This window comes from Streptomyces solicavernae, assembly GCF_029968095.1.
GTDB classification, from domain to species: Bacteria; Actinomycetota; Actinomycetes; order Streptomycetales; family Streptomycetaceae; genus Streptomyces; species Streptomyces solicavernae.
In genome coordinates, this window is the sequence record NZ_JASCIR010000001.1 from 463,922 (window position 1) to 482,052 (window position 18,131).

The 18,131-nt window shown below is 71.8% G+C and carries 15 protein-coding genes; 11 read left to right on the plus strand and 4 right to left on the minus strand.

What is annotated here, in order from left to right; translation table 11 throughout:
- Positions 1 to 134: 134 nt before the first annotated feature.
- The gene (locus QIS99_RS02125; protein WP_282509725.1) at positions 135 to 947 is read right to left on the minus strand and encodes a family 1 encapsulin nanocompartment shell protein; all 813 of its coding nucleotides are present in this window, start codon (positions 945 to 947) and stop codon (positions 135 to 137) included.
- Positions 944 to 1,987: a Dyp-type peroxidase gene (locus tag QIS99_RS02130; RefSeq protein ID WP_282509727.1), complete on the minus strand. Its 1,044-nt coding sequence runs from the start codon at positions 1,985 to 1,987 to the stop codon at positions 944 to 946. The genes QIS99_RS02125 and QIS99_RS02130 overlap by 4 nt, the downstream gene beginning before the upstream one ends.
- Before the next feature lie 214 nt (positions 1,988 to 2,201).
- Here QIS99_RS02130 and QIS99_RS02135 point away from each other — a divergent pair, with 214 nt between their 5' ends.
- Entirely contained in the window at positions 2,202 to 4,514 is a 2,313-nt protein-coding gene (locus QIS99_RS02135) for an FdhF/YdeP family oxidoreductase (protein ID WP_282509907.1), read from the plus strand.
- Between the two features lie 77 nt (positions 4,515 to 4,591).
- Here QIS99_RS02135 and moaA read toward each other — a convergent pair whose 3' ends face one another.
- On the minus strand, positions 4,592 to 5,584 hold the full coding sequence (gene moaA / locus QIS99_RS02140; protein ID WP_282509729.1) for a GTP 3',8-cyclase MoaA: 993 nt from the start codon (positions 5,582 to 5,584) through the stop codon (positions 4,592 to 4,594).
- Positions 5,585 to 5,930: 346 nt separating this feature from the next.
- Here moaA and QIS99_RS02145 point away from each other — a divergent pair, with 346 nt between their 5' ends.
- The 4 genes from QIS99_RS02145 to QIS99_RS02160 all read left to right on the plus strand — a co-directional run bounded on the left by QIS99_RS02145 (position 5,931) and on the right by QIS99_RS02160 (position 10,522).
- A complete protein-coding gene (locus tag QIS99_RS02145) occupies positions 5,931 to 7,130 on the plus strand; it encodes an MFS transporter (RefSeq protein ID WP_282509731.1) in 1,200 nt (399 codons plus the stop codon).
- A gap of 196 nt (positions 7,131 to 7,326) precedes the next feature.
- On the plus strand, positions 7,327 to 8,355 hold the full coding sequence (gene tdh, locus QIS99_RS02150) for an L-threonine 3-dehydrogenase (RefSeq protein WP_282509733.1): 1,029 nt from the start codon (positions 7,327 to 7,329) through the stop codon (positions 8,353 to 8,355).
- Positions 8,356 to 8,405: 50 nt separating this feature from the next.
- Positions 8,406 to 9,611: a glycine C-acetyltransferase gene (locus QIS99_RS02155; protein WP_282509735.1), complete on the plus strand. Its 1,206-nt coding sequence runs from the start codon at positions 8,406 to 8,408 to the stop codon at positions 9,609 to 9,611.
- Between the two features lie 8 nt (positions 9,612 to 9,619).
- Complete coding sequence (locus tag QIS99_RS02160; RefSeq protein ID WP_282509737.1) at positions 9,620 to 10,522, plus strand: LysR family transcriptional regulator; 903 nt, start codon at positions 9,620 to 9,622, stop codon at positions 10,520 to 10,522.
- A 153-nt stretch (positions 10,523 to 10,675) separates the two neighbouring features.
- Here the strand turns inward: QIS99_RS02160 and QIS99_RS02165 are convergent, their stop codons facing one another.
- Complete coding sequence (locus QIS99_RS02165; protein WP_282509739.1) at positions 10,676 to 11,863, minus strand: acyl-CoA dehydrogenase family protein; 1,188 nt, start codon at positions 11,861 to 11,863, stop codon at positions 10,676 to 10,678.
- 356 nt (positions 11,864 to 12,219) lie between these two features.
- Here QIS99_RS02165 and QIS99_RS02170 point away from each other — a divergent pair, with 356 nt between their 5' ends.
- The 6 genes from QIS99_RS02170 (at position 12,220) to QIS99_RS02195 (ending at position 18,122) form a co-directional block, all read left to right on the plus strand.
- On the plus strand, positions 12,220 to 12,660 hold the full coding sequence (locus QIS99_RS02170; protein WP_282509740.1) for an STAS domain-containing protein: 441 nt from the start codon (positions 12,220 to 12,222) through the stop codon (positions 12,658 to 12,660).
- A 409-nt stretch (positions 12,661 to 13,069) separates the two neighbouring features.
- Complete coding sequence (locus QIS99_RS02175; protein ID WP_282509741.1) at positions 13,070 to 14,935, plus strand: phage tail sheath family protein; 1,866 nt, start codon at positions 13,070 to 13,072, stop codon at positions 14,933 to 14,935.
- Positions 14,936 to 14,956: 21 nt separating this feature from the next.
- Positions 14,957 to 15,481 (plus strand): phage tail protein, encoded by a 525-nt coding sequence (locus tag QIS99_RS02180; protein WP_282509744.1) that lies wholly within the window; start codon positions 14,957 to 14,959, stop codon positions 15,479 to 15,481.
- A gap of 70 nt (positions 15,482 to 15,551) precedes the next feature.
- Positions 15,552 to 16,283, plus strand: coding sequence for a T4 family baseplate hub assembly chaperone (locus QIS99_RS02185; RefSeq protein WP_282509746.1), 732 nt, complete (start codon positions 15,552 to 15,554; stop codon positions 16,281 to 16,283).
- Positions 16,280 to 17,026, plus strand: a complete 747-nt coding sequence (locus QIS99_RS02190) for a hypothetical protein (RefSeq protein ID WP_282509748.1) — start codon at positions 16,280 to 16,282, stop codon at positions 17,024 to 17,026. Before QIS99_RS02185 ends, QIS99_RS02190 begins: the two co-directional genes overlap by 4 nt.
- Positions 17,027 to 17,105: 79 nt before the next feature.
- Positions 17,106 to 18,122, plus strand: coding sequence for a DUF4255 domain-containing protein (locus tag QIS99_RS02195; protein WP_282509750.1), 1,017 nt, complete (start codon positions 17,106 to 17,108; stop codon positions 18,120 to 18,122).
- Positions 18,123 to 18,131 lie beyond the last annotated feature (9 nt).

The following is an 18,131-nucleotide window of genomic DNA, read 5'->3' on the forward strand; positions in this document are numbered from 1 at the left end:
TACCCAGGGTAGTCGTGTGGGGCGCGGGGCGGGAGGGGCCGGAGTCAGCCTCCGTACGGGTGCGGGTCGAGGTGGCTGAGCCGGTACGGGAACGCGTCCGGCATGGTGCGCCAGCAGGGGGTGGGGAGGTGCGGTCAGGCTTCGAGTACGACGACCGCTTCGTCCGTGTACGCGAGGAACGTCAGGGTCTGGTGGAAGTAGAGGTCGATCTGGTGGGCGTCGTGGGAGGTGTAGCCGATGGCGACGTCCTGGCCGAGGCGGAGCTCGAAGTCGCCGCCGCGGGTGGACAGGGCGAAGCCGCCGCTGAGGGCCGGGGCCCAGATCGGGGGGCCGTCGAGCATGCGGGTGAGGTGGGCGGCGATCGGGTAGCCGTGGTCGGAGGTCTCGCTGACCGCCCGGTACTCCTCGGCGCCGAGGAGGAGTTGGTACGGGCCGTCGACCCCGGCGAGGCGGAGTTCGGTGAGGGCGCGGCTGACCGCGTCGGGGTAGTCGCGGGCCTCGGCGGGGAGGCTGACGACCGGGTTGGAGGAGCAGGCGCGCAGTCCGTCGATCTGGGCGGAGGTGTAGCCGTCGAAGATCGTGCGGTCCTCGACGTACGCCATGGTGCGCGCGGCGTCCTTGACGGGCTGCCAGTCGGAGTCCTGGGCGCCGCGGTCCACGTCGTCGACGGCGGAGCGGTCGACGGTGAACGGGACGCGCAGTTCGACGAGCGGCCGGGACTCGCGCAGGCGGGCGGTGACGCCGGGGGCGGGCGGGGTCATGTCGATGAGGTGGCCGGTGCCTACGGCGGAGAGCTGGGGCCCGCCCTCGTCGGGGACGTCGACGACGCGGCGGCCCGCGACGTGGCGGCGGAAGGTGCGGCGGGCCTCTTCCTCGATCTCGGCCCAGGCGGCGGGGGTGATCGGGGCGAGTTCGCGGTGCAGGTTGGTGACGGCGGGGGGCGTCATGGGGTTCCTTTCAGGCTGCCGATGCCGAGCGAGCCGTGGGTGGGCGTGCCGTTGACGGCGGGTTCCGGCGACTCGGCGGGCTCGGCGGGCACCTGGCTCTGCCCGGCGTCGGACGGCGGGGCGGGGAAGTCCTCCAGGAGTTCCGCGCTCGGCACGAAGAAGAGGCCGCCGGTGACCGCGGTGGAGAACTCCAGGATGCGGTCGGTGTTGCCGGGCGGTTCACCGATGAACATGTTGCGCAGCATCCGCTCGGTCACGTCGGGGGTGCGCCCGTAGCCGATGAAGTACGTGCCGAACTCGCCGCGGCCGACCTGCCCGAACGGCATGTTCTCGCGGACGATCTTCCGCTCGGTGCCGTCCGCGTCGACGATCGTGTTGAGGGCGACGTGCGAGTCGGCGGGTTGGACGTCGTCCGGCAGCTCGACGTTGTCCGTCTTGCGGCGGCCGATGACGCGTTCCTGCTCCTCGACGCCGAGGGCGTTCCAGGCGGCCATGTCGTGGAGGTACTTCTGCACGATGACGTAGCTGCCGCCGCGGAAGGGCGGGTCCTCGTCGCCGATGTACACCGCGTCCCTCGCGGCGCCGCCGGTGGGGTTCTCGCTGCCGTCGACGAAGCCGAGGAGGTCGCGGGCGTCGAAGTAGCCGAAGCCGTGCACCTCGTCGACGACGGTGACGGCGTCGCCGAGCGCGTCCACGATGAGGCGGGCCAGTTCGAAGCACAGGTCGAGGCGGCGGGCGCGGACGTGGAAGAGCAGGTCGCCGGAGGTGGCCGGGGCGCGGTGCCGTGGGCCTCGCAGCTCCTCGAAGGGGTGCAGCTCGCGGGGGCGGGGGTCGCCGGCGAGCCGGTCCCAGGCGGCGGAGCCGACCCCGGCGACGCAGGCGAGGCCCGCGGCGGCCTCGCGGAACGAGACCGAGCGGATCAGCCCCGCCAGGCCCTGGAGCGTCTCGCGCACCGTGTCCTCGCCGCCGGGGTTCACGGTGGCGACGAGAAAGACCGCGGCCCTGGCGGGCGGGGTGATGACGGGTTGCGCTGCGGCCATGGGACTCCCGTCGGACAATGAATGGCAATGCCTCGCACATGACGCAAACAGTCAGCAATGCGGGCGTAAAGGACTGATCGGTCAGCGCCAGCCTAGGCGGGGCCGTGCGAGGGTGCAGCCCCGCCGCCGCGGCGCAAGGACGCGACCGCCGCCGGACGCCGCACCTCGGGGCCCGCCTCGCACCCGTACACCGGAAGGGTTGAGAGTCTTGAGCATCGACGAGCAACGACCGGACGTCCGCGAGCCGGAGGTGGGCCCCGCCCCCGAGGGGGAGCCCGAGTTCCACCCGTACCACCATCCCGCCGCGGGCTGGGGCGCGGCGAAGAGCGTGAGCAAGTTCCTCATGCGCGAGCGCGCGTTCGTGGACGGGCCGCGGGCGATCGTCAAGATGAACCACGAGCGGACCGGCTTCGACTGTCCCGGCTGTGCGTGGCCGGACGACACCAAGGGCCTGCACCTGGACATCTGCGAGAACGGCATCAAGCACGTCACGTGGGAGATGACCCCGAAGCGGGTCGGCCGCGAGTTCTTCGCCGCGCACTCGGTGACCGAGCTGTACGAGTGGAGCGACTACGACCTGGAGGACCAGGGCCGGCTCACCGAGCCGATGGTGTACGACCCGGACACCGACCACTACGTGCCGATCAGCTGGAAGGACGCGTTCGAGCTGGTCGGCAGCACGCTGCGCGGGCTGGAGAATCCGAACCGGGCTTCGTACTACACCTCCGGGCGGCTCGGCAACGAGGCCACGTTCCTGTACCAGCTGATGGCCCGCGAGCTCGGCACGAACAACCTTCCGGACTGTTCCAACATGTGCCACGAGGCCAGCGGCCGCGCCCTGCAGGCCGCGCTCGGCACCGGCAAGGGCACCGTCGACCTGCAGGACTGGGAGACCGCCGACGCGCTGTTCATCATCGGCGTCAACGCGGCCTCGAACGCGCCCCGCATGCTGACCGCGCTAGCCGAGGCCCACCACCGCGGCGCGCAGATCGTGCACGTCAACCCGCTGGTGGAGGCGGCCGCGACGCGCACGATCGTGCCGCACGACTTCGTCGACATGGCGATCTTCAAGACGACCCGGACCAGCACCCTCAACCTGCAGGTGCGCATCGGCGGCGACATGGCGCTGCTCCGCGGCATGGCCAAGGCGATCCTGGAGAAGTCGGCGACCGATCCGAAGGCCCTGGACCGGGAGTTCATCGACCGCCACACCACCGGCTTCGACGCGTACCGGACGCTGTGCGAGGCCACGTCCTGGGAGGAGCTGGAGGAGCAGTCGGGCCTGAGCCGCGCCGACATCCTGAAGGCGGCCCGGGTGTACGAGGAGGCCGACCGCTCGATCATCAGCTGGTGCCTGGGCCTCACCCAGCACGAGCACGGCGTCGACACGGTCCGGGAGATCGTCAACCTCCTGCTGCTGCGCGGCAACCTGGGCCGCGAGGGCGCCGGTCCCTCCCCTGTGCGCGGGCACAGCAACGTCCAGGGCAACCGCACCTGCGGCATCGACCACCGGCCCACGGAGGAGTTCCTCGACCGGCTCGCCGAGGTGTGCGGGATCGACCCGCCGCGCGAGCACGGCCTGGACACCGTCAACACCATCCAGGCCATGCAGCGCGGCGACGTGAAGGTCTTCGTCGGCATGGGCGGCAACTTCGCGCTCGCCGCGCCGGACACGCCCGTCACGTACGGCGCGCTGCGCAACTGCGACCTGACCGTGCAGGTCAGCACGAAGCTGAACCGCAGTCATGTGGTGCACGGGAAGCGGGCGTTGATCCTGCCGTGTCTCGGCCGTACGGAGAAGGACCATCAGCGCAAGGGGATCCAGCGCACGTCCGTCGAGGACTCGATGAGCATGGTGCATCTGTCGCTCGGCATGAAGCGGCCCGCGTCGGAGCAGCTGCTCTCGGAGCCGGCGATCGTCGCGGGCATGGCGCGCGCGGCGCTGCCGGACAGCCAGACGCCCTGGGAGTGGTACGTCGAGGACTACGACCGCATCCGGGACACCATGGCCCGAGCGCTCGACGGCTTCGAGGACTTCAACCGGCGGGTGCGGCTGCCGCTCGGCTTCCGCATCAAGCAGCCCGCCCGCGAGCTGGTCTTCCTCACCCCGTCGGGGCGCGCCGAGTTCTCCGCCGCCCCGCTGCCGAACGTGGTGCCCGAGCCGGGCACGCTCACGCTCGGCACGATGCGCTCGCACGACCAGTGGAACACCACCATCTACTCCGACAACGACCGCTACCGCGGCATCACGAACCTGCGCACGCTGGTGTTCATGAACCGGGCCGACATGCGCGAGCGCGGCATCGACGACATGGCGCCGGTGGACATCACGAGCACGGCGCGGGACGGCAGCACCCGGTCGGTCGAGGGCTATCTGGCGGTGCCGTACGACATTCCGCGGGGCTGCGCGGCCGGGTACATGCCGGAGATGAACGTGCTGTGCGCGCTCGGCGACTACAGCACGCAGAGCGACCAGCCGATCATGAAGCACGTACGGGTCACGATCCGTCCGGCGGCGGGCAGTTGAGGTCCACCAGGATCAACTCCCGTATGTACGAGGGTGGTTGACGGGGCGTTGACGGGGAGTTGACGGGGCGCCCGGGGTCAGCCGCCGATGGCCGACATCGGGCGTTCCGGGCGGCGGAACTCGGGGCTGTCGATGGCGTGGCCGGGGCCCTTGCCGCGGACCGAGCCGCGCCAGGCGGCCTCGATCGCCGCGTCGTCGGCGCCGCCGCGCAGCAGGGCCCGCAGGTCCGACTCGTCGGTGGCGAAGAGGCAGTTGCGGAGCTGGCCGTCGGCGGTGAGGCGCACCCGGTCGCAGCTGCCGCAGAACGGCCGGGTGACGCTGGCGATGACGCCGACCGTCGCGTCGGTGCCGTCGATGCGCCACTCCTCGGCGGGTGCGTTGCCGCGCCGCTCGACGGGCGTCAGCCCGAAGCGGGCGCCGAGGCGGTCCAGGATCTCGGCGGCGGTGACCATGCGCTCGCGGTCCCAGGCGCCCTGCGCGTCGAGCGGCATGGACTCGATGAACCGCATCCGGTAGCCGTGGGCGACGGCGAACGCGGCGAGGTCGGGGATCTCGTCGTCGTTGGTGCCGCGCACCGGGACCGCGTTGACCTTGACGGGGGTGAGCCCGGCGGCGCGGGCGGCGCGCAACCCGTCGAGGACGTCGGGGAGCCGGTCGCGGCGGGTGATCGCGGCGAAGCGCTCCGGGTCCAGGGTGTCCAGGCTGACGTTGACCCGGTCGAGGCCCGCCGCGCGCAGAGCGCCCGCGAGGCGGCCCAGACCGATGCCGTTGGTGGTGAGGGACAACTCCGGCGCCCGCTGCAACTCGGCCATACGGGCGATGAGTTGAGGCAGGCCACGGCGCAGCAACGGCTCGCCGCCGGTCAGGCGCACCGAGGTGATGCCGAGGCGTTCGGTGGCGATCCGGACCAGCCGGACCACCTCGTCGTCGCTCAGCACCTCGGCCCGGGGCAGCCAGTTCAGGCCCTCCGCGGGCATGCAGTACGTGCACCGCAGGTTGCAGCGGTCGGTCAGTGAGACCCGCAGGTCGGTGTGGACCCGGCCGAAACGGTCCACCAGAGAATTCGACACGTTTCTCCTCACCTTTTCCCGAGCCGCCCTTCCCGGGCTGCCCTTCCCGGGCTGCCCTTTCCCGAGCCGGTCGTGCTGCCACTGTTCGTGAATGACCCCCGCCCGGTCAAGGCAGTGCCCGGACGGAATTATCTATGACGTAATAGGCGCCGGTTATCCGGATTTACAGCAGGTCAGGGCCGTCCGAGCTTGATAGGCGGCACCGATCGACCCATCGGCATTACCGCTTTGACGCACCTCGCACAAACCCCGGAGGATTCTCTCGAACCCCGGAGAATCCTCTCGAACCCCGGAGAATTCTCTGGACCACGACCAGTAATACAGCGAGTAAGGGCGCACCTGAATCATGTTCCGGCGTACGGACCGCACCGGCCACCGCTGGCTCCCGGCAGGGTTCGCGGTCGCCGTCGCCGGGTGGGGTGCGAACCAGTTCACGCCGCTGTCCGTGGTGTACCGCACGCAGGAGCAGTGGCCGGCCGTCTCGGTCGCCGCGATGTTCACCACGTATCTGCTCGGCCTGCTGCCCGGTCTGCTGCTCGGCATCCCGGCCGCCGGCCGGTTCGGCAGGCGGCGCGCGGTGCGGCCCGCGCTCGCCCTGACCGCCGCCGCCAGCGCGCTGCTCGCGGCGGCGGCCGTCGAACCGGGCGTGGTGTACGTGAGCCGCCTCGCCACCGGGCTCGCGGCGGGCGTGCTTCTGACCGCGGGCACCTCGTGGCTGCAGGAGCTCTCCGCCGGTTCCGGCAGGCCCAACGCGCGGCTGCGAAGGGCCACTTGGGCGACGGGGGGCGGGTTCGCCGCGGGGGCGCTGACCGCCGGGGCGGTGGCCGAGTGGCTGCCGTCGCCGATGGTGCTGCCCGCCGTCGTGCACGCCCTGCTTGCCGTGGCCGCGCTCGCCGCGACGCGTCGTACGCCCGAGACGGCGCCGCCGTTCGCGGGCGGGCGGCCCGAGCCGTTCGCCGCACCGCTGTGGCGCGGGGCGCTCCGCCATCCCCGGTTCGTCCGGGTGGTGCTGCCGGCGAGCCCGGCGGTGTTCACGGCGGCGACCGTCGCGTACGTGGTGCTGCCGCCGCTGGTGGCCGACCGGGTGCCCGGGTACGCGCCGCTGTTCAGCGGGCTCGTCACCGCGCTGACCCTGGGCACGGGCATCCTCGTGCAGCCCCTCGCCGACCGGCTCGACCACGCCCGCAGTGCGCGGGCCACGCTCGCCGCGATGCTCGCCGTGATCGGCGGGCTGCTCGTCAGCGCTCTTGCGGTGTACGGGAAGTCGGCGCGCCTCGTGCTGGTCGCGGCGGTGCTGCTGGGCGCCGGGTACGGGCTGACGCTCGTGTCCGGGCTGCGGGAGATCGAGCGGCTCGCCCCGCCGAAGGACCGCACCTCGGCCGCCTCGCTGTACCAGGGCGCCGCGCACAGCGGTTTCGTCACGCCGCTGCTGCTCTCGCTCACCGCGGGCTCCGCCTCGTACCCGGCGCTGCTCGCGGGTCTCGCGGCCGTGGGTCTGCTCTGCCTGATGTTCACGGCGCGGCACAGCCGGCGGCATCTGCCCTGACGGCCATGGGGGCGGGCATACAGGAAACGGGCGTGCAGGAGAGCTGCGGCGGCGCTTAAGAAAACCTCGATGGACCCGGGGGCCACCGGTACGGAAGAGTCGGGTGTGGCGGTGGGACGGCCGCCACCCAACACTCTCCCCCGTACCGGGCCGTGCCCTGCCCTGCCCGCGTGCGCGACGAGAAGGAGTCGAGCCGTTGAAGGCACTGGTCAAGGAGAAGGCCGAACCGGGACTGTGGCTGGCGGACGTGCCGGAACCGGCGATCGGCCCCGGTGACGTGCTGATCAAGGTGGAGCGGACCGGGATCTGCGGCACCGATCTGCACATCCGGGCCTGGGACGGCTGGGCGCAGTCGGCGATCGAGGCGCCGCTCGTCGTCGGGCACGAGTTCGCCGGCGAGGTCGTGGAGACCGGCCGGGACGTGACCGGGATCGACGTCGGCGACCGGGTCAGCGGCGAGGGCCATCTGGTCTGCGGGACCTGCCGCAACTGCCTCGCGGGGCGCCGCCACCTGTGCCGGGCGACCGTCGGCCTGGGCGTGGGCCGCGACGGGGCGTTCGCCGAGTACGTGGCGCTGCCCGCGTCCAATGTGTGGGTGCACCGGACTCCGGTGGACCGGGACATCGCGGCGATCTTCGACCCGTTCGGCAACGCCGTGCACACCGCCCTGTCGTTCCCGCTGGTCGGCGAGGACGTGCTGATCACCGGCGCGGGACCGATTGGCCTGATGGCGGCGGCGGTCGCGGCGCACGCGGGGGCCCGTAACGTCGTGGTCACCGACGTCAGCGAGGAGCGTCTGGAGCTGGCCCGCAAGGTCGGCGTCAGCCTCGCCCTCGACGTGTCGAAGTCCTCGGTCGCGGACGGCCAGCGGCAACTCGGCCTGCGTGAGGGGTTCGACATCGGCCTGGAGATGTCCGGCAACCCGGCGGCGATGCGCGAGATGCTCGCCAACATGACGCACGGCGGCCGCATCGCCATGCTGGGCCTGCCGTCCGAGGAGTTCGCGGTCGACTGGGCGCGCATCGTCACGTCGATGATCACGGTCAAGGGCATCTACGGCCGCGAGATGTTCGAGACCTGGTACGCGATGTCGGTCCTCCTCGAAGGCGGCCTCGACCTCTCCCCTGTGATCACCGGCCGGTACGCGTACACCGACTTCGACGCCGCGTTCGAGGACGCGGCGAGCGGCCGCGGCGGCAAGGTCATCCTCGACTGGACCGCCTGAGCCCGAGTCCCGGCGCCCGTCAACTCCCCTCCCCCTTAAGGACTTTCGCCATGTTCGACAACGTACGAGACGACCTCCGCACCACCCTCGACGAGATCAGCGCGGCCGGACTGCACAAGCCCGAGCGGGTCATCGGCACCCCGCAGTCCGCGAGCGTGGCGGTGACCGCGGGCGGCCGGCCCGGCGAGGTCCTCAACTTCTGCGCCAACAACTACCTCGGCCTCGCCGACCACCCCGAGGTGATCGCGGCCGGCCACGCGGCGCTGGACCGCTGGGGCTACGGCATGGCGTCGGTGCGCTTCATCTGCGGTACGCAGGAGGTGCACAAGGAGCTGGAGGCGCGGCTCTCGGCGTTCCTCGGCCAGGAGGACACGATCCTCTACTCGTCCTGCTTCGACGCCAACGGCGGTGTCTTCGAGACGCTGCTCGGCCCCGAGGACGCGGTGATCTCGGACGCCCTCAACCACGCCTCGATCATCGACGGCATCCGCCTCTCCAAGGCCCGCCGCTTCCGCTACGCCAACCGTGATCTGGCCGATCTGGAGCGGCAGTTGAAGGACGCGTCTCACGCGCGCCGCCGCCTGGTCGTCACCGACGGCGTGTTCTCCATGGACGGGTACGTGGCGCCGCTCGCCGAGATCTGCGACCTCGCGGAGCGGTACGACGCGATGGTCATGGTCGACGACTCGCACGCCGTCGGCTTCGTCGGCCCCGGCGGCCGCGGCACGCCGGAGCTGCACGGCGTCATGGACCGCGTGGACATCATCACCGGCACCCTCGGCAAGGCCCTCGGCGGCGCCTCCGGCGGCTATGTCGCGGCCCGTGCGGAGATCGTCGCCCTGCTGCGCCAGCGCTCGCGTCCGTACCTGTTCTCCAACAGCCTCGCGCCGGTGATCGCGGCGGCGTCGCTGAAGGTGCTGGACCTGTTGGAGTCGGCCGGTGACCTGCGGGAGCAGCTGGCCGCGAACACCCGCCTTTTCCGTACCCGGATGGCCGAGGAGGGCTTCGACATCCTGCCCGGCGACCACGCCATCGCGCCCGTCATGATCGGCGACGCGTCGGTCGCGGGCCGTATGGCGGAACTGCTCCTGGAGCGCGGCGTGTACGTGATCGGCTTCTCGTACCCGGTGGTCCCTCAGGGCCAGGCCCGGATCCGCGTCCAGCTGTCGGCGGCGCACTCCACCGAGGACGTGAACCGGGCCGTGGACGCGTTCGTCGCGGCCCGCGCGGAGCTCGCCGCGGCCGACCAGGGATAATCGGGGTCATGATCGAGGCGCGGCGGCTGCACATCCTCCGGGCGGTGGCCGACCACGGCACCGTCACGGCGGCCGCCGCCGCGCTCTACCTCACGCCGTCCGCGGTCTCCCAGCAGCTCACGGCCCTGGAGCAGGAGACCGGTCACAAGCTGGTCGAGCGGGGCGCGCGGGGCGTCCGGCTCACCGCGGCCGGGGAGATCCTGCTCACCCACACCAACGCCGTGCTCGCCCAGCTGGAGCGGGCCGAGGCCGAGCTGGCCGCGTACCGCACGGGCGAGGCGGGCACGGTGACGCTCGCCTCGTTCGCGACGGGGATCGGCCTGGTCGTCGGCCCCGCCCTCGGGCACCTCGCAATCTCCTCGCCCGGCATCCGGGTCCGCGTCCAGGACGCCGAGGGCGACGCGAGCCTGCCGATGCTGCTCGACCGGCGGATCGACGTCGCGGTGGCCGTCGAGTACCGGGGCGCGCCCGGCGCCGACGACGACCGGATCACGCGGGTGCCGCTGTACGCGGAGCCCTTCGACGCGGTCCTTCCGGCCACGCACCGGCTCGCGGGCGCGGAGTGGATCCGGCTCGGGGATCTGTCGCAGGACACGTGGATCGGGCCCTACCCCGGCAACCCGTGCCACGACGTGGTGGTCCTCGCCTGCGAACACGCGGGATTCTCCCCGCAGTTCGAGCACTCGTCGGACGACTTCCGCGCGGTGGTCGCCCTCGCGTCGGCGGGCGCGGGCGTGGCCCTGGTCCCGCGCTCCGCGCTGCGCGGGGTGGACCTGGCGGAGGCTGCCGTACGTCCGGTGGACGCGGTGGCGCCGGAGCGGAAGGTGTTCGCGGCGGTGCGGCACGGGGCGGAGGCGCATCCGCTGATTCGCCCTGTGCTGGACGCTTTGCGCAGGGCGGCTGGGGGCTGAGAGGCGGAGGGGCTGTTTTTCAGCCCGTCCGGCGTTTGAGGACGAGCGCCTCAGCGCGATACGGGGTCCGGGGCGGAGCCCCGGGGAGCTGTCCGCAGGACATTCGGGAAGGGGCGGGGAGGGGAAAGAAGCCGCGCTCGCCGGAGCCGCACCTCAACGCCGTACCCGCGGCATCCCCAGCCCGATCCACGAGATGATCTCCCGCTGGATCTCGTTGTTGCCGCCGCCGAAGGTGAAGATCACCGCGGAGCGGTAGCCCCGTTCCAGCTCGCCGTGGAGGACCGCCCCTGCCGACCCCTCCTTCAGGGCCCCCGCCGCCCCGACGACCTCCATCAGCCACGCGTACGCGTCCCGCCGCGCCTCGGAGCCGTACACCTTGACGGCGGAGGCGTCCTGCGGGGTGAGGGTGCCGTGCTGGACGGCGTTCACCATCTGCCAGTTGAGCAGCTTCATCGCGTCGAGCCTGGTGTGCGTGCGGGCCAGGCGCTGCTTGACCCAGCCCAGGTCGAGGACGCGGCGCCCGTCGGCGAGCTTCGTGCCGGCCGCCCAGCGCTGGACGTCGTGCAGGGCGCGGATCGCCATCGTGCCGTGGGCGGCGAGGGTGACGCGTTCGTGGTTGAGCTGGTTGGTGATCAGGCGCCAGCCCTTGCCCTCCTCGCCGACGCGGTGCGAGACGGGCACGCGGACGTTCTCGTAGTAGCTGGCGGTGGTGTCGTGCGAGGCGAGGGTGTTGATGACGGTGCAGGAGTAGCCGGGGTCCGAGGTCGGCACGAGCAGCATGGTGATCCCCTTGTGCGGCGCCACGCCCTCCTCGGGGACCGTGGTGCGCACGGCGAGCCACACCCAGTCCGCGGTGTCGCCGTTGGTGGTCCAGATCTTCTGCCCGTTCACGACGTACGTGTCCCCGTCGCGCACCGCCCTGGTCTTCAGCGCCGCGAGGTCCGTGCCCGCCTCCGGCTCGCTGTAGCCGATGGCGAAGTCGATCTCGCCGGCGAGGATCTTCGGCAGGAAGTACGCCTTCTGCTCGTCGGTGCCGAACTGCATGATCGTCGGCCCGACGGTGTTGAGCGCCATCAACGGCAGCGGTACGCCGGCCTGCGCGGCCTCGTCGAAGAAGATGAACTGTTCCATCGGGGTCAGGCCCCGGCCGCCGTACTCCTTCGGCCAGCCCACACCGAGCCAGCCATCGCTGCCGAGGCGGCCCACGGTCTCACGGTAGAACCGCTTCTGCTCGGCGGGGTCCTCGTAGCGCGCGTAGGCCTGGTCCGGCACCAGCTCCGCGAAGTAGGCGCGCAGTTCGGTGCGCAACTGCTGCTGCTCAGGCGTGTATTCGAGGTGCACGGCCCCTCCAGGCTCTCGCGGTCCTGCGGCGGCGCACACGGTAGAACGCGTTTCAAGAATACGGAAGGGGCAGGCTCCACCGGTCAATTCCCTTGCGTACGGCCAAGGTTGGAGCAACGGACAGCCCAACTCCCGGGCAGTTACTGTACGTAGTCGGTGCAGATGCCAGCTTCACAGGGCACCGAAGAGGCGACCGCACCGACGGAACACGCTTACGAACGCCCTGAGCGGGAATGATGCCTTCGACACCGTCGCGCTTCCCCGGCTGACGGGGGGCCACGGGCGCCGGAGCCTCACTCGGCGCCACACCATTTTCGTCACTCCTCGTATAAGGAGCTGAGTCTTCCAGGTGGGCCATGAAGTTCTCTGAGCCGGCCTTCGGCCTCCAGCACCGCTCAGTGGGCGAGACGCTCGTGCTCGTCCTGTACGGCGAGATCGACGCATGGGCCCATCAGGTACTGGCGCCACGCCTGACGGGCCTGCTCGTCGAACTGCCCTGGCGTGAAGTCGTCGTGGATCTCCGTCCGGTGACCTTCCTGGACGCGAGCGGGCTGCGGCTGCTCGTCCGGGTCCGACGCCACTGCACGGCACGCGGCGCCCGCGTGCGCCTGGTCCGCGGCATCCCCCGGGTGCGGCGCGTCCTGCTGCTCACCGGGCTCGAACAGTGCTTCACGGACTGGCAGACACTGCCGCCCGAACTGGACGCGCCACGCGAGCCGTGCGCGGTGTGCGGCGCGCCCCCGGCGGACGGTTCGGCGGCCCGTACGAGCAACGGGGTGCCCCGCGCCACACCATGACGGCACGTCATATACGGGCCTTCGCTCGGCGCGCTGCGTGTCGGCGCGGTGCGCCGTGTCAACCCCGCCACGCCGACGCACGACCGGCCAACTCTGTTTATCTGCAGCCAAGTTGGGGGAGTAACGCCTCCGACGCAACTCTTCACACAACCTCCTCCCCAGGTGTCCTGAAGACGCCTTGTTACGTCAACTCCCGGCGCCTAATACTGCGTTCAGCACTAGAGCATCAGGAGTCACAAGCGCACAGCTTGGCCCGGTCGGTCGAAACGCCCGGGCACTGACGGGGGAAACTGATCAAGTGCGCGTGTGCCGCGTCCGGCCAGACGCGGCGGCGCGCGACGTGGTGTCGCATCCCTCTGCCGCCTCTTGGTGCCTGTCAACCGGTGCCTGAGAAGGGATAGGAGGGGGAATGCCGACGCATGCAGTGAGCGCTGCCAAGCCGACGTATCCCGGCGTCTACGTCGAAGAGCTTCCCAGCAGTGCCCGCACCATCTCGACCGTCACGACCTCGGTGACCGCGTTCGTGGGACACACCCGGCGCGGCCCGCTCAACGAGCCGGTGCGTATCACCAGCTTCGCCGAGTTCGAACGCCGCTTCGGCGGCCTGAGCTCGCAGAGCGCCGTCGGCTACGCGGTGCACCAGTTCTTCGGCAACGGCGGCACCGTCGCCGTGATCGTCCGCGTGGCCAAGGCCCGCACCGGCAAGGCGGCCTGCGTCACCCTGGAGTCCACCGAGGGCAAGAGCGAGTGCCCCGTCCTCGAAGTGCACGCCAAGGAACCCGGCGTCTGGGGCAACGGCCTGCGCGCCGCCGTCGACTACGACACGCCCAACCCCGAGGAGACGTTCAACCTGCGCGTGTACGACGCGCGCGGCGGCGCCCGCGAGGCCTTCACCGGCCTCTCCATGGACGCCGCGCACGGCCGGTACGCACCCACGGTGATCAACTCCGGCTCCCGGCTGATCCGCGTGGAGGCCGTCGGCGAGGGCCGGCCCGACCCCTCGGGCACCGTCTCCAAGCTGTTCGGCCACGAACTCCCGGACCTGGCCGTCGACCTGACGGTGAAGATCGGCGAGGTGGAGCGCGAGTTCACGCTGTACGACCCGGACGCCGACGGCGAGGCGCCGTGCACCGTCACCGAGCTCGCCCAGCTCCTGGAGCGCAAGCTGCGCGCCCTGCCCGACGCCCCCGGCAAGCATGCCTTCGCGGGCGTCGAGGTCACTCCGTTCGGCAACCGCATCCAGGTCGTCGCGGGCTCCACCGCCCCGGACGACGTGGTCCGCTTCGTCGGCGAGTGCGCCAACGACCTGGGCCTCGAAGCCTCCGTCAACCCGCCGGTGTTCCCCCTTGAGGGCGGCGAGGACGGCGACCCGCCCGGGCCGCGCGACCTCATCGGCAGCGAGTCCGGCAAGACCGGCATCCAGGCCCTGCGCGACGCGGACGACGTCAACCTGCTCGTGCTGCCGGAGCTGGCCGCGTACGAGTCCGTCGAGGACATGATCACCGTCGTCTCGGCGGCCCAGCGGCTCTGCCAGGAGCGGCGGATCTTCCTGCTCGTCGACGCGCCCGGCACCTGGGTCAGCGTCGACACCGCGCGCGCCGGTCTCGCCGCGTTCGAGCCGGTCCGCGGCAACCACGCGGGCCTGTACTTCCCGCACATCCAGGTCACCGACCCGCTCACCGGCCGCCTCCGCTCCTTCCCGCCGTCCGGCGCCCTCGCGGGCGTGTTCGCGCGTACGGACGCGGAGCGCGGCGTGTGGAAGGCGCCGGCCGGCACCGATGCGCGGCTCGCGGGCGTGCACTCGCTTGACGTCAAGCTCACCGACCGGGAGAACGGCCTGCTCAACCCGCTCGGTGTGAACTGCCTGCGGACCTTCCCGATGGCCGGCCCGCTGGTCTGGGGCTCGCGCACCCTCGAAGGCTCCGACGCGCTGGACAGCGAGTGGCAGTACGTGCCGGTGCGGCGGCTCGCGCTGCACGTCGAGGAGAGCCTGCACCGCGGACTGCAATGGGTGGTGTTCGAGCCGAACGACGAGAACCTGTGGCAGCAGATCCGCCTCAGCGCCTCCTCGTATCTGCACAACCTGTTCCGGCAGGGCGCCTTCAAGGGCGGCACGCCGCGCGAGGCGTACTTCGTCAAGTGCGACCACGACACGACGACGGACGAGGACATCGCCAACGGAGTGGTGAACGTGCTGGTCGGCATCGCGCCGGTGAAGCCCGCCGAGTTCGTGATCGTCAAACTCCAGCAGACGGCCGGCCAGTTCGCGCTCTGAGCCAGACCGAGAAGGAATCCGATGCCTGAGTTCACAGTCAACGCCCAACGCTTCGACCCGTACAAGAACTTCAAGTTCCTGGTCCTGTGGGACGGTCGGACGGTCGCGGGCATCAGCAAGATCAGCCCGCTGAAGCGCACCACCGAGGTCGTCAAGCACCGGCACGGCGGCGACCCCAGCTCGCCGCGGAAGTCGCCGGGCCGCTCCGAGTTCGAGGGCGTCACCCTGGAGCGCGGTGTCACGCACGACCCGGAGTTCGACCGCTGGGCCAACAAGGTGTGGCAGGTCGGCGCCGGGCTCGGCTCCGAGGTGTCGCTCGCCGACTTCCGCAAGGACCTCGTCATCCAGGTCCTCAACGAAGCCGGTCAGGTCGCCGTCTCGCACAAGCTGTACCGCAGCTGGCCGAGCGAGTACCAGGTCCTCGGCGAGATGGACGCCAACGCCAACGCGGTGGCGATCCAGTCGCTGAAGCTGGAGTGCGAGGGCTGGGAACGGGACTACGAAGTCCCAGAACCGCAGGAGCCCTCCTTCCTCAACCCGGCCTGATCCAGGGCCGGTTGAGGTTCGAGGGGAACGGCACGTTCGGGGCGACGCGGCATAGGAAACGGGGGCGGGCATGGCGAGCACACAGGCCGCCGACCTCCTGGCCACCTGGGAGGCCGGGCTCGGGCAGGACGGCTTCGGCCGCGCCCTGCTCCTGCACCGCACCGCGCGCCCGGAACTCGCGGGCGACGGCGGGGCGCACCTCGCGCTCCCCGTCGGCGCCCGCGAGGCCGACCTGTTCGCGCTGCGCCGCGCCCTGTTCGGGGACCGGATGCAGGTGCGGCTCGACTGCTCCGCGTGCGGCGAGGACCTCGAATTCGAGCTGGACGCCGGGGAGTTCGCGCGCTCCCTGGCCCCGGTCGAGTCCAAGGTGCTGCGCGTGGCCGAGGACTCCTGGCAGGTGGAGTTCCGGCCGCCGACCGTCGCCGACCTGGCCGCGGCGGCCCGGCGGCCCGATGCGCGGCGCGCCCTGCTGCACGCCTGCGTGACGGCGGTCGTACGCGACGGGGAACCCCAGCCCGTCGACGCGCTGCCCGAAGCCCTTGAGCGGCGCGTCGCCGAGGCCGCCGAAGCCGCCGACCCGGCCGCCGACGTCAACCTCACCATCAGCTGCCCCGACTGCGCCACCGCCACCCGCGCCGAACTCGACATCGCCTCCTACCTGTGGACCGAACTGGACGCCTGGGCCCGCGACGTCCTGCTCGACGTCCACCTCCTCGCCACCGCCTACGGCTGGAGCGAACCCCAGATCCTGGCGCTCAGCCCGCTGCGGCGCCGCTACTACCTGGAGCTGTGTGCACCATGACCGACTCCACCGGGGCAGCGCCCGACCCCGGCCCCGACTTCCTCGACCGGCTGCTCGCCCGGCACCGGCCGGCCGCCCCGGCGCGCCCCGGTGTCGCCCGCGTCCAGCCGCGCCTGGCCGGACCGTTCGAGCGCGTCGAGGCGGTACGCGGGCCCGCGGAGGAGCCGGAGGGCACGGCACCTCTGTGGCCGACGACAAGACATCAACCCGCTTCTTCCGAAGGGGAGTTGGGTCCCTCCGTGCCCGAGGTGCGGCGGCTCACCGAGCGGGAGCGGACCGTCGTACGCACCGAACGCGAGCCCGCGACCGAGCAGCCGCAGGGGCCGCGTCCGGCACTCCCCGCTCCCCCGGCGGCCCCGCTGCTTCGGCCCGCCGCGGCCGCCGCGCCCCGGCTGCGGCCCGCACCCGACGCGACACGCCGTACGGACCGCGACGGCGCGCCCGCGGCACAACGCGACACGCCCGCGGCGCCCAGCACCCCGGCGGCGGACGGCGCCGCCGCGCCCGGACCGGCGGCTCCCCTGCGCCCGAGCGGCATGGACACGGCGGCGGCGCGCGAGGCCGTGCGGCAGAGCGGCGCGCGGCGCCGGGGGCAGCCTCCGGAGCAGGTGGTGCAGGTACAGATCGGCCGGCTTGAGGTCACGTCGGCCGGCCAGTCGCCCGCCCCTCGCCGCCCGGCCGCGCGGGAGCGACGCGAGGCGACGGTGAGCCTCTCCGACTACCTGGCACGGGGGCGCGAGTGAACGACGACGCACACCAGGAACGACCCGTACGACGCACGGTGGAATCCGTAGGGCACGAGGGACGCGAGGAACCGACCCCATGAGCAACGCACTGGCCATCGCCCACGTCACCCAGGCCCTCGCCCTGCTCATCGAGGCCAACCTGCAGCCCGAGATCGACATGGCCGTGAAGGTCGAGCCGCGCAAACCCCCGGCCGACCCGCCGGCCGAGCCGACGATCACCGTGTTCCCGTACCAGGTCACGCCCAACACCTCGCAGCGCAACAACGACCTGCCCACCCGGTCGTCGGATGGCACGCTGCTGGGGCGCCCGGCCGCCGCGCTCGACGTGCACTTCCTGATCAGCGCGTACGGCGAGGAGAGCGAACTCGTCGGACAGCGGCTGATCGGCTCGGTGGTCCGGACGCTGCACGAGATACCCGTGCTGCCCGCGGACGTCATCGAACTCGCCGGAGAACGCCCGTACTTGACCGGCAGCGATCTGGCCGAGGCGGTGCAGCGGGTACGGTTCACGCCCACGGTCATGGACATCGACGAGACGTCGAAGCTGTGGGGCATGCTGCACCAGACGCCGTACACGCTTTCCGTGGCGTACCAGGCCGCGCTGGTCTTCATCGAGGGGCGCGAAGTGCCCGAGCCGGCGCGGCCGGTGGAGCGGCACACGGTCCGCGTGGCGCCGTTCGGCGCGCCGGGCGCGCCGCAGCGGCCGGGGGCTTCCGGGTCGCCTGCCGGGTCGCCTGCCGGGCCGACTTCCGGGCCTGCTTCCGGGCCTGCTTCCGGGCCTGCAGCCGCCGACGCGCCCGAGGCCGGGGTTCCCGGGGGCTCCGTGGACGCGTCCGACACGCCCAAGGAGGCTCCGGCCAAGGCTGACGCTTCGAAGAAGGCTCCGGCCGAGGTCGAGGCCGAGGCTGATGCTGATGCTGATGCTCCGGCGAAGGGCCCGGCCAAGGCTGGTGCTCCTCCGGTCAAGCGGTCGGCGAAGAAGACCGCTTCCTCTTCCCGAAGGTCCGGCGGTTCTCGTACGTCCGGCACATCTCGTACCCCCCGAAGCCGCAAGCGCGCGCAGCCCGGCACGGACACGGACACGGAGAGCTGAGGCGGCGGC

What these genes read in the sequence shown, in the direction of transcription:
- QIS99_RS02125 (WP_282509725.1), bottom strand. Translation starts at nt 947, where the DNA reads ATGACGCCCCCCGCCGTCACCAACCTGCACCGCGAACTCGCCCCGATC.
- QIS99_RS02130 (WP_282509727.1), bottom strand. Translation starts at nt 1,987, where the DNA reads ATGGCCGCAGCGCAACCCGTCATCACCCCGCCCGCCAGGGCCGCGGTC.
- QIS99_RS02145 (WP_282509731.1), top strand. Translation starts at nt 5,931, where the DNA reads ATGTTCCGGCGTACGGACCGCACCGGCCACCGCTGGCTCCCGGCAGGG.
- QIS99_RS02155 (WP_282509735.1), top strand. Translation starts at nt 8,406, where the DNA reads ATGTTCGACAACGTACGAGACGACCTCCGCACCACCCTCGACGAGATC.
- QIS99_RS02160 (WP_282509737.1), top strand. Translation starts at nt 9,620, where the DNA reads ATGATCGAGGCGCGGCGGCTGCACATCCTCCGGGCGGTGGCCGACCAC.
- QIS99_RS02170 (WP_282509740.1), top strand. Translation starts at nt 12,220, where the DNA reads ATGAAGTTCTCTGAGCCGGCCTTCGGCCTCCAGCACCGCTCAGTGGGC.
- QIS99_RS02175 (WP_282509741.1), top strand. Translation starts at nt 13,070, where the DNA reads ATGCCGACGCATGCAGTGAGCGCTGCCAAGCCGACGTATCCCGGCGTC.
- QIS99_RS02180 (WP_282509744.1), top strand. Translation starts at nt 14,957, where the DNA reads ATGCCTGAGTTCACAGTCAACGCCCAACGCTTCGACCCGTACAAGAAC.
- QIS99_RS02185 (WP_282509746.1), top strand. Translation starts at nt 15,552, where the DNA reads ATGGCGAGCACACAGGCCGCCGACCTCCTGGCCACCTGGGAGGCCGGG.
- QIS99_RS02190 (WP_282509748.1), top strand. Translation starts at nt 16,280, where the DNA reads ATGACCGACTCCACCGGGGCAGCGCCCGACCCCGGCCCCGACTTCCTC.
- QIS99_RS02195 (WP_282509750.1), top strand. Translation starts at nt 17,106, where the DNA reads ATGAGCAACGCACTGGCCATCGCCCACGTCACCCAGGCCCTCGCCCTG.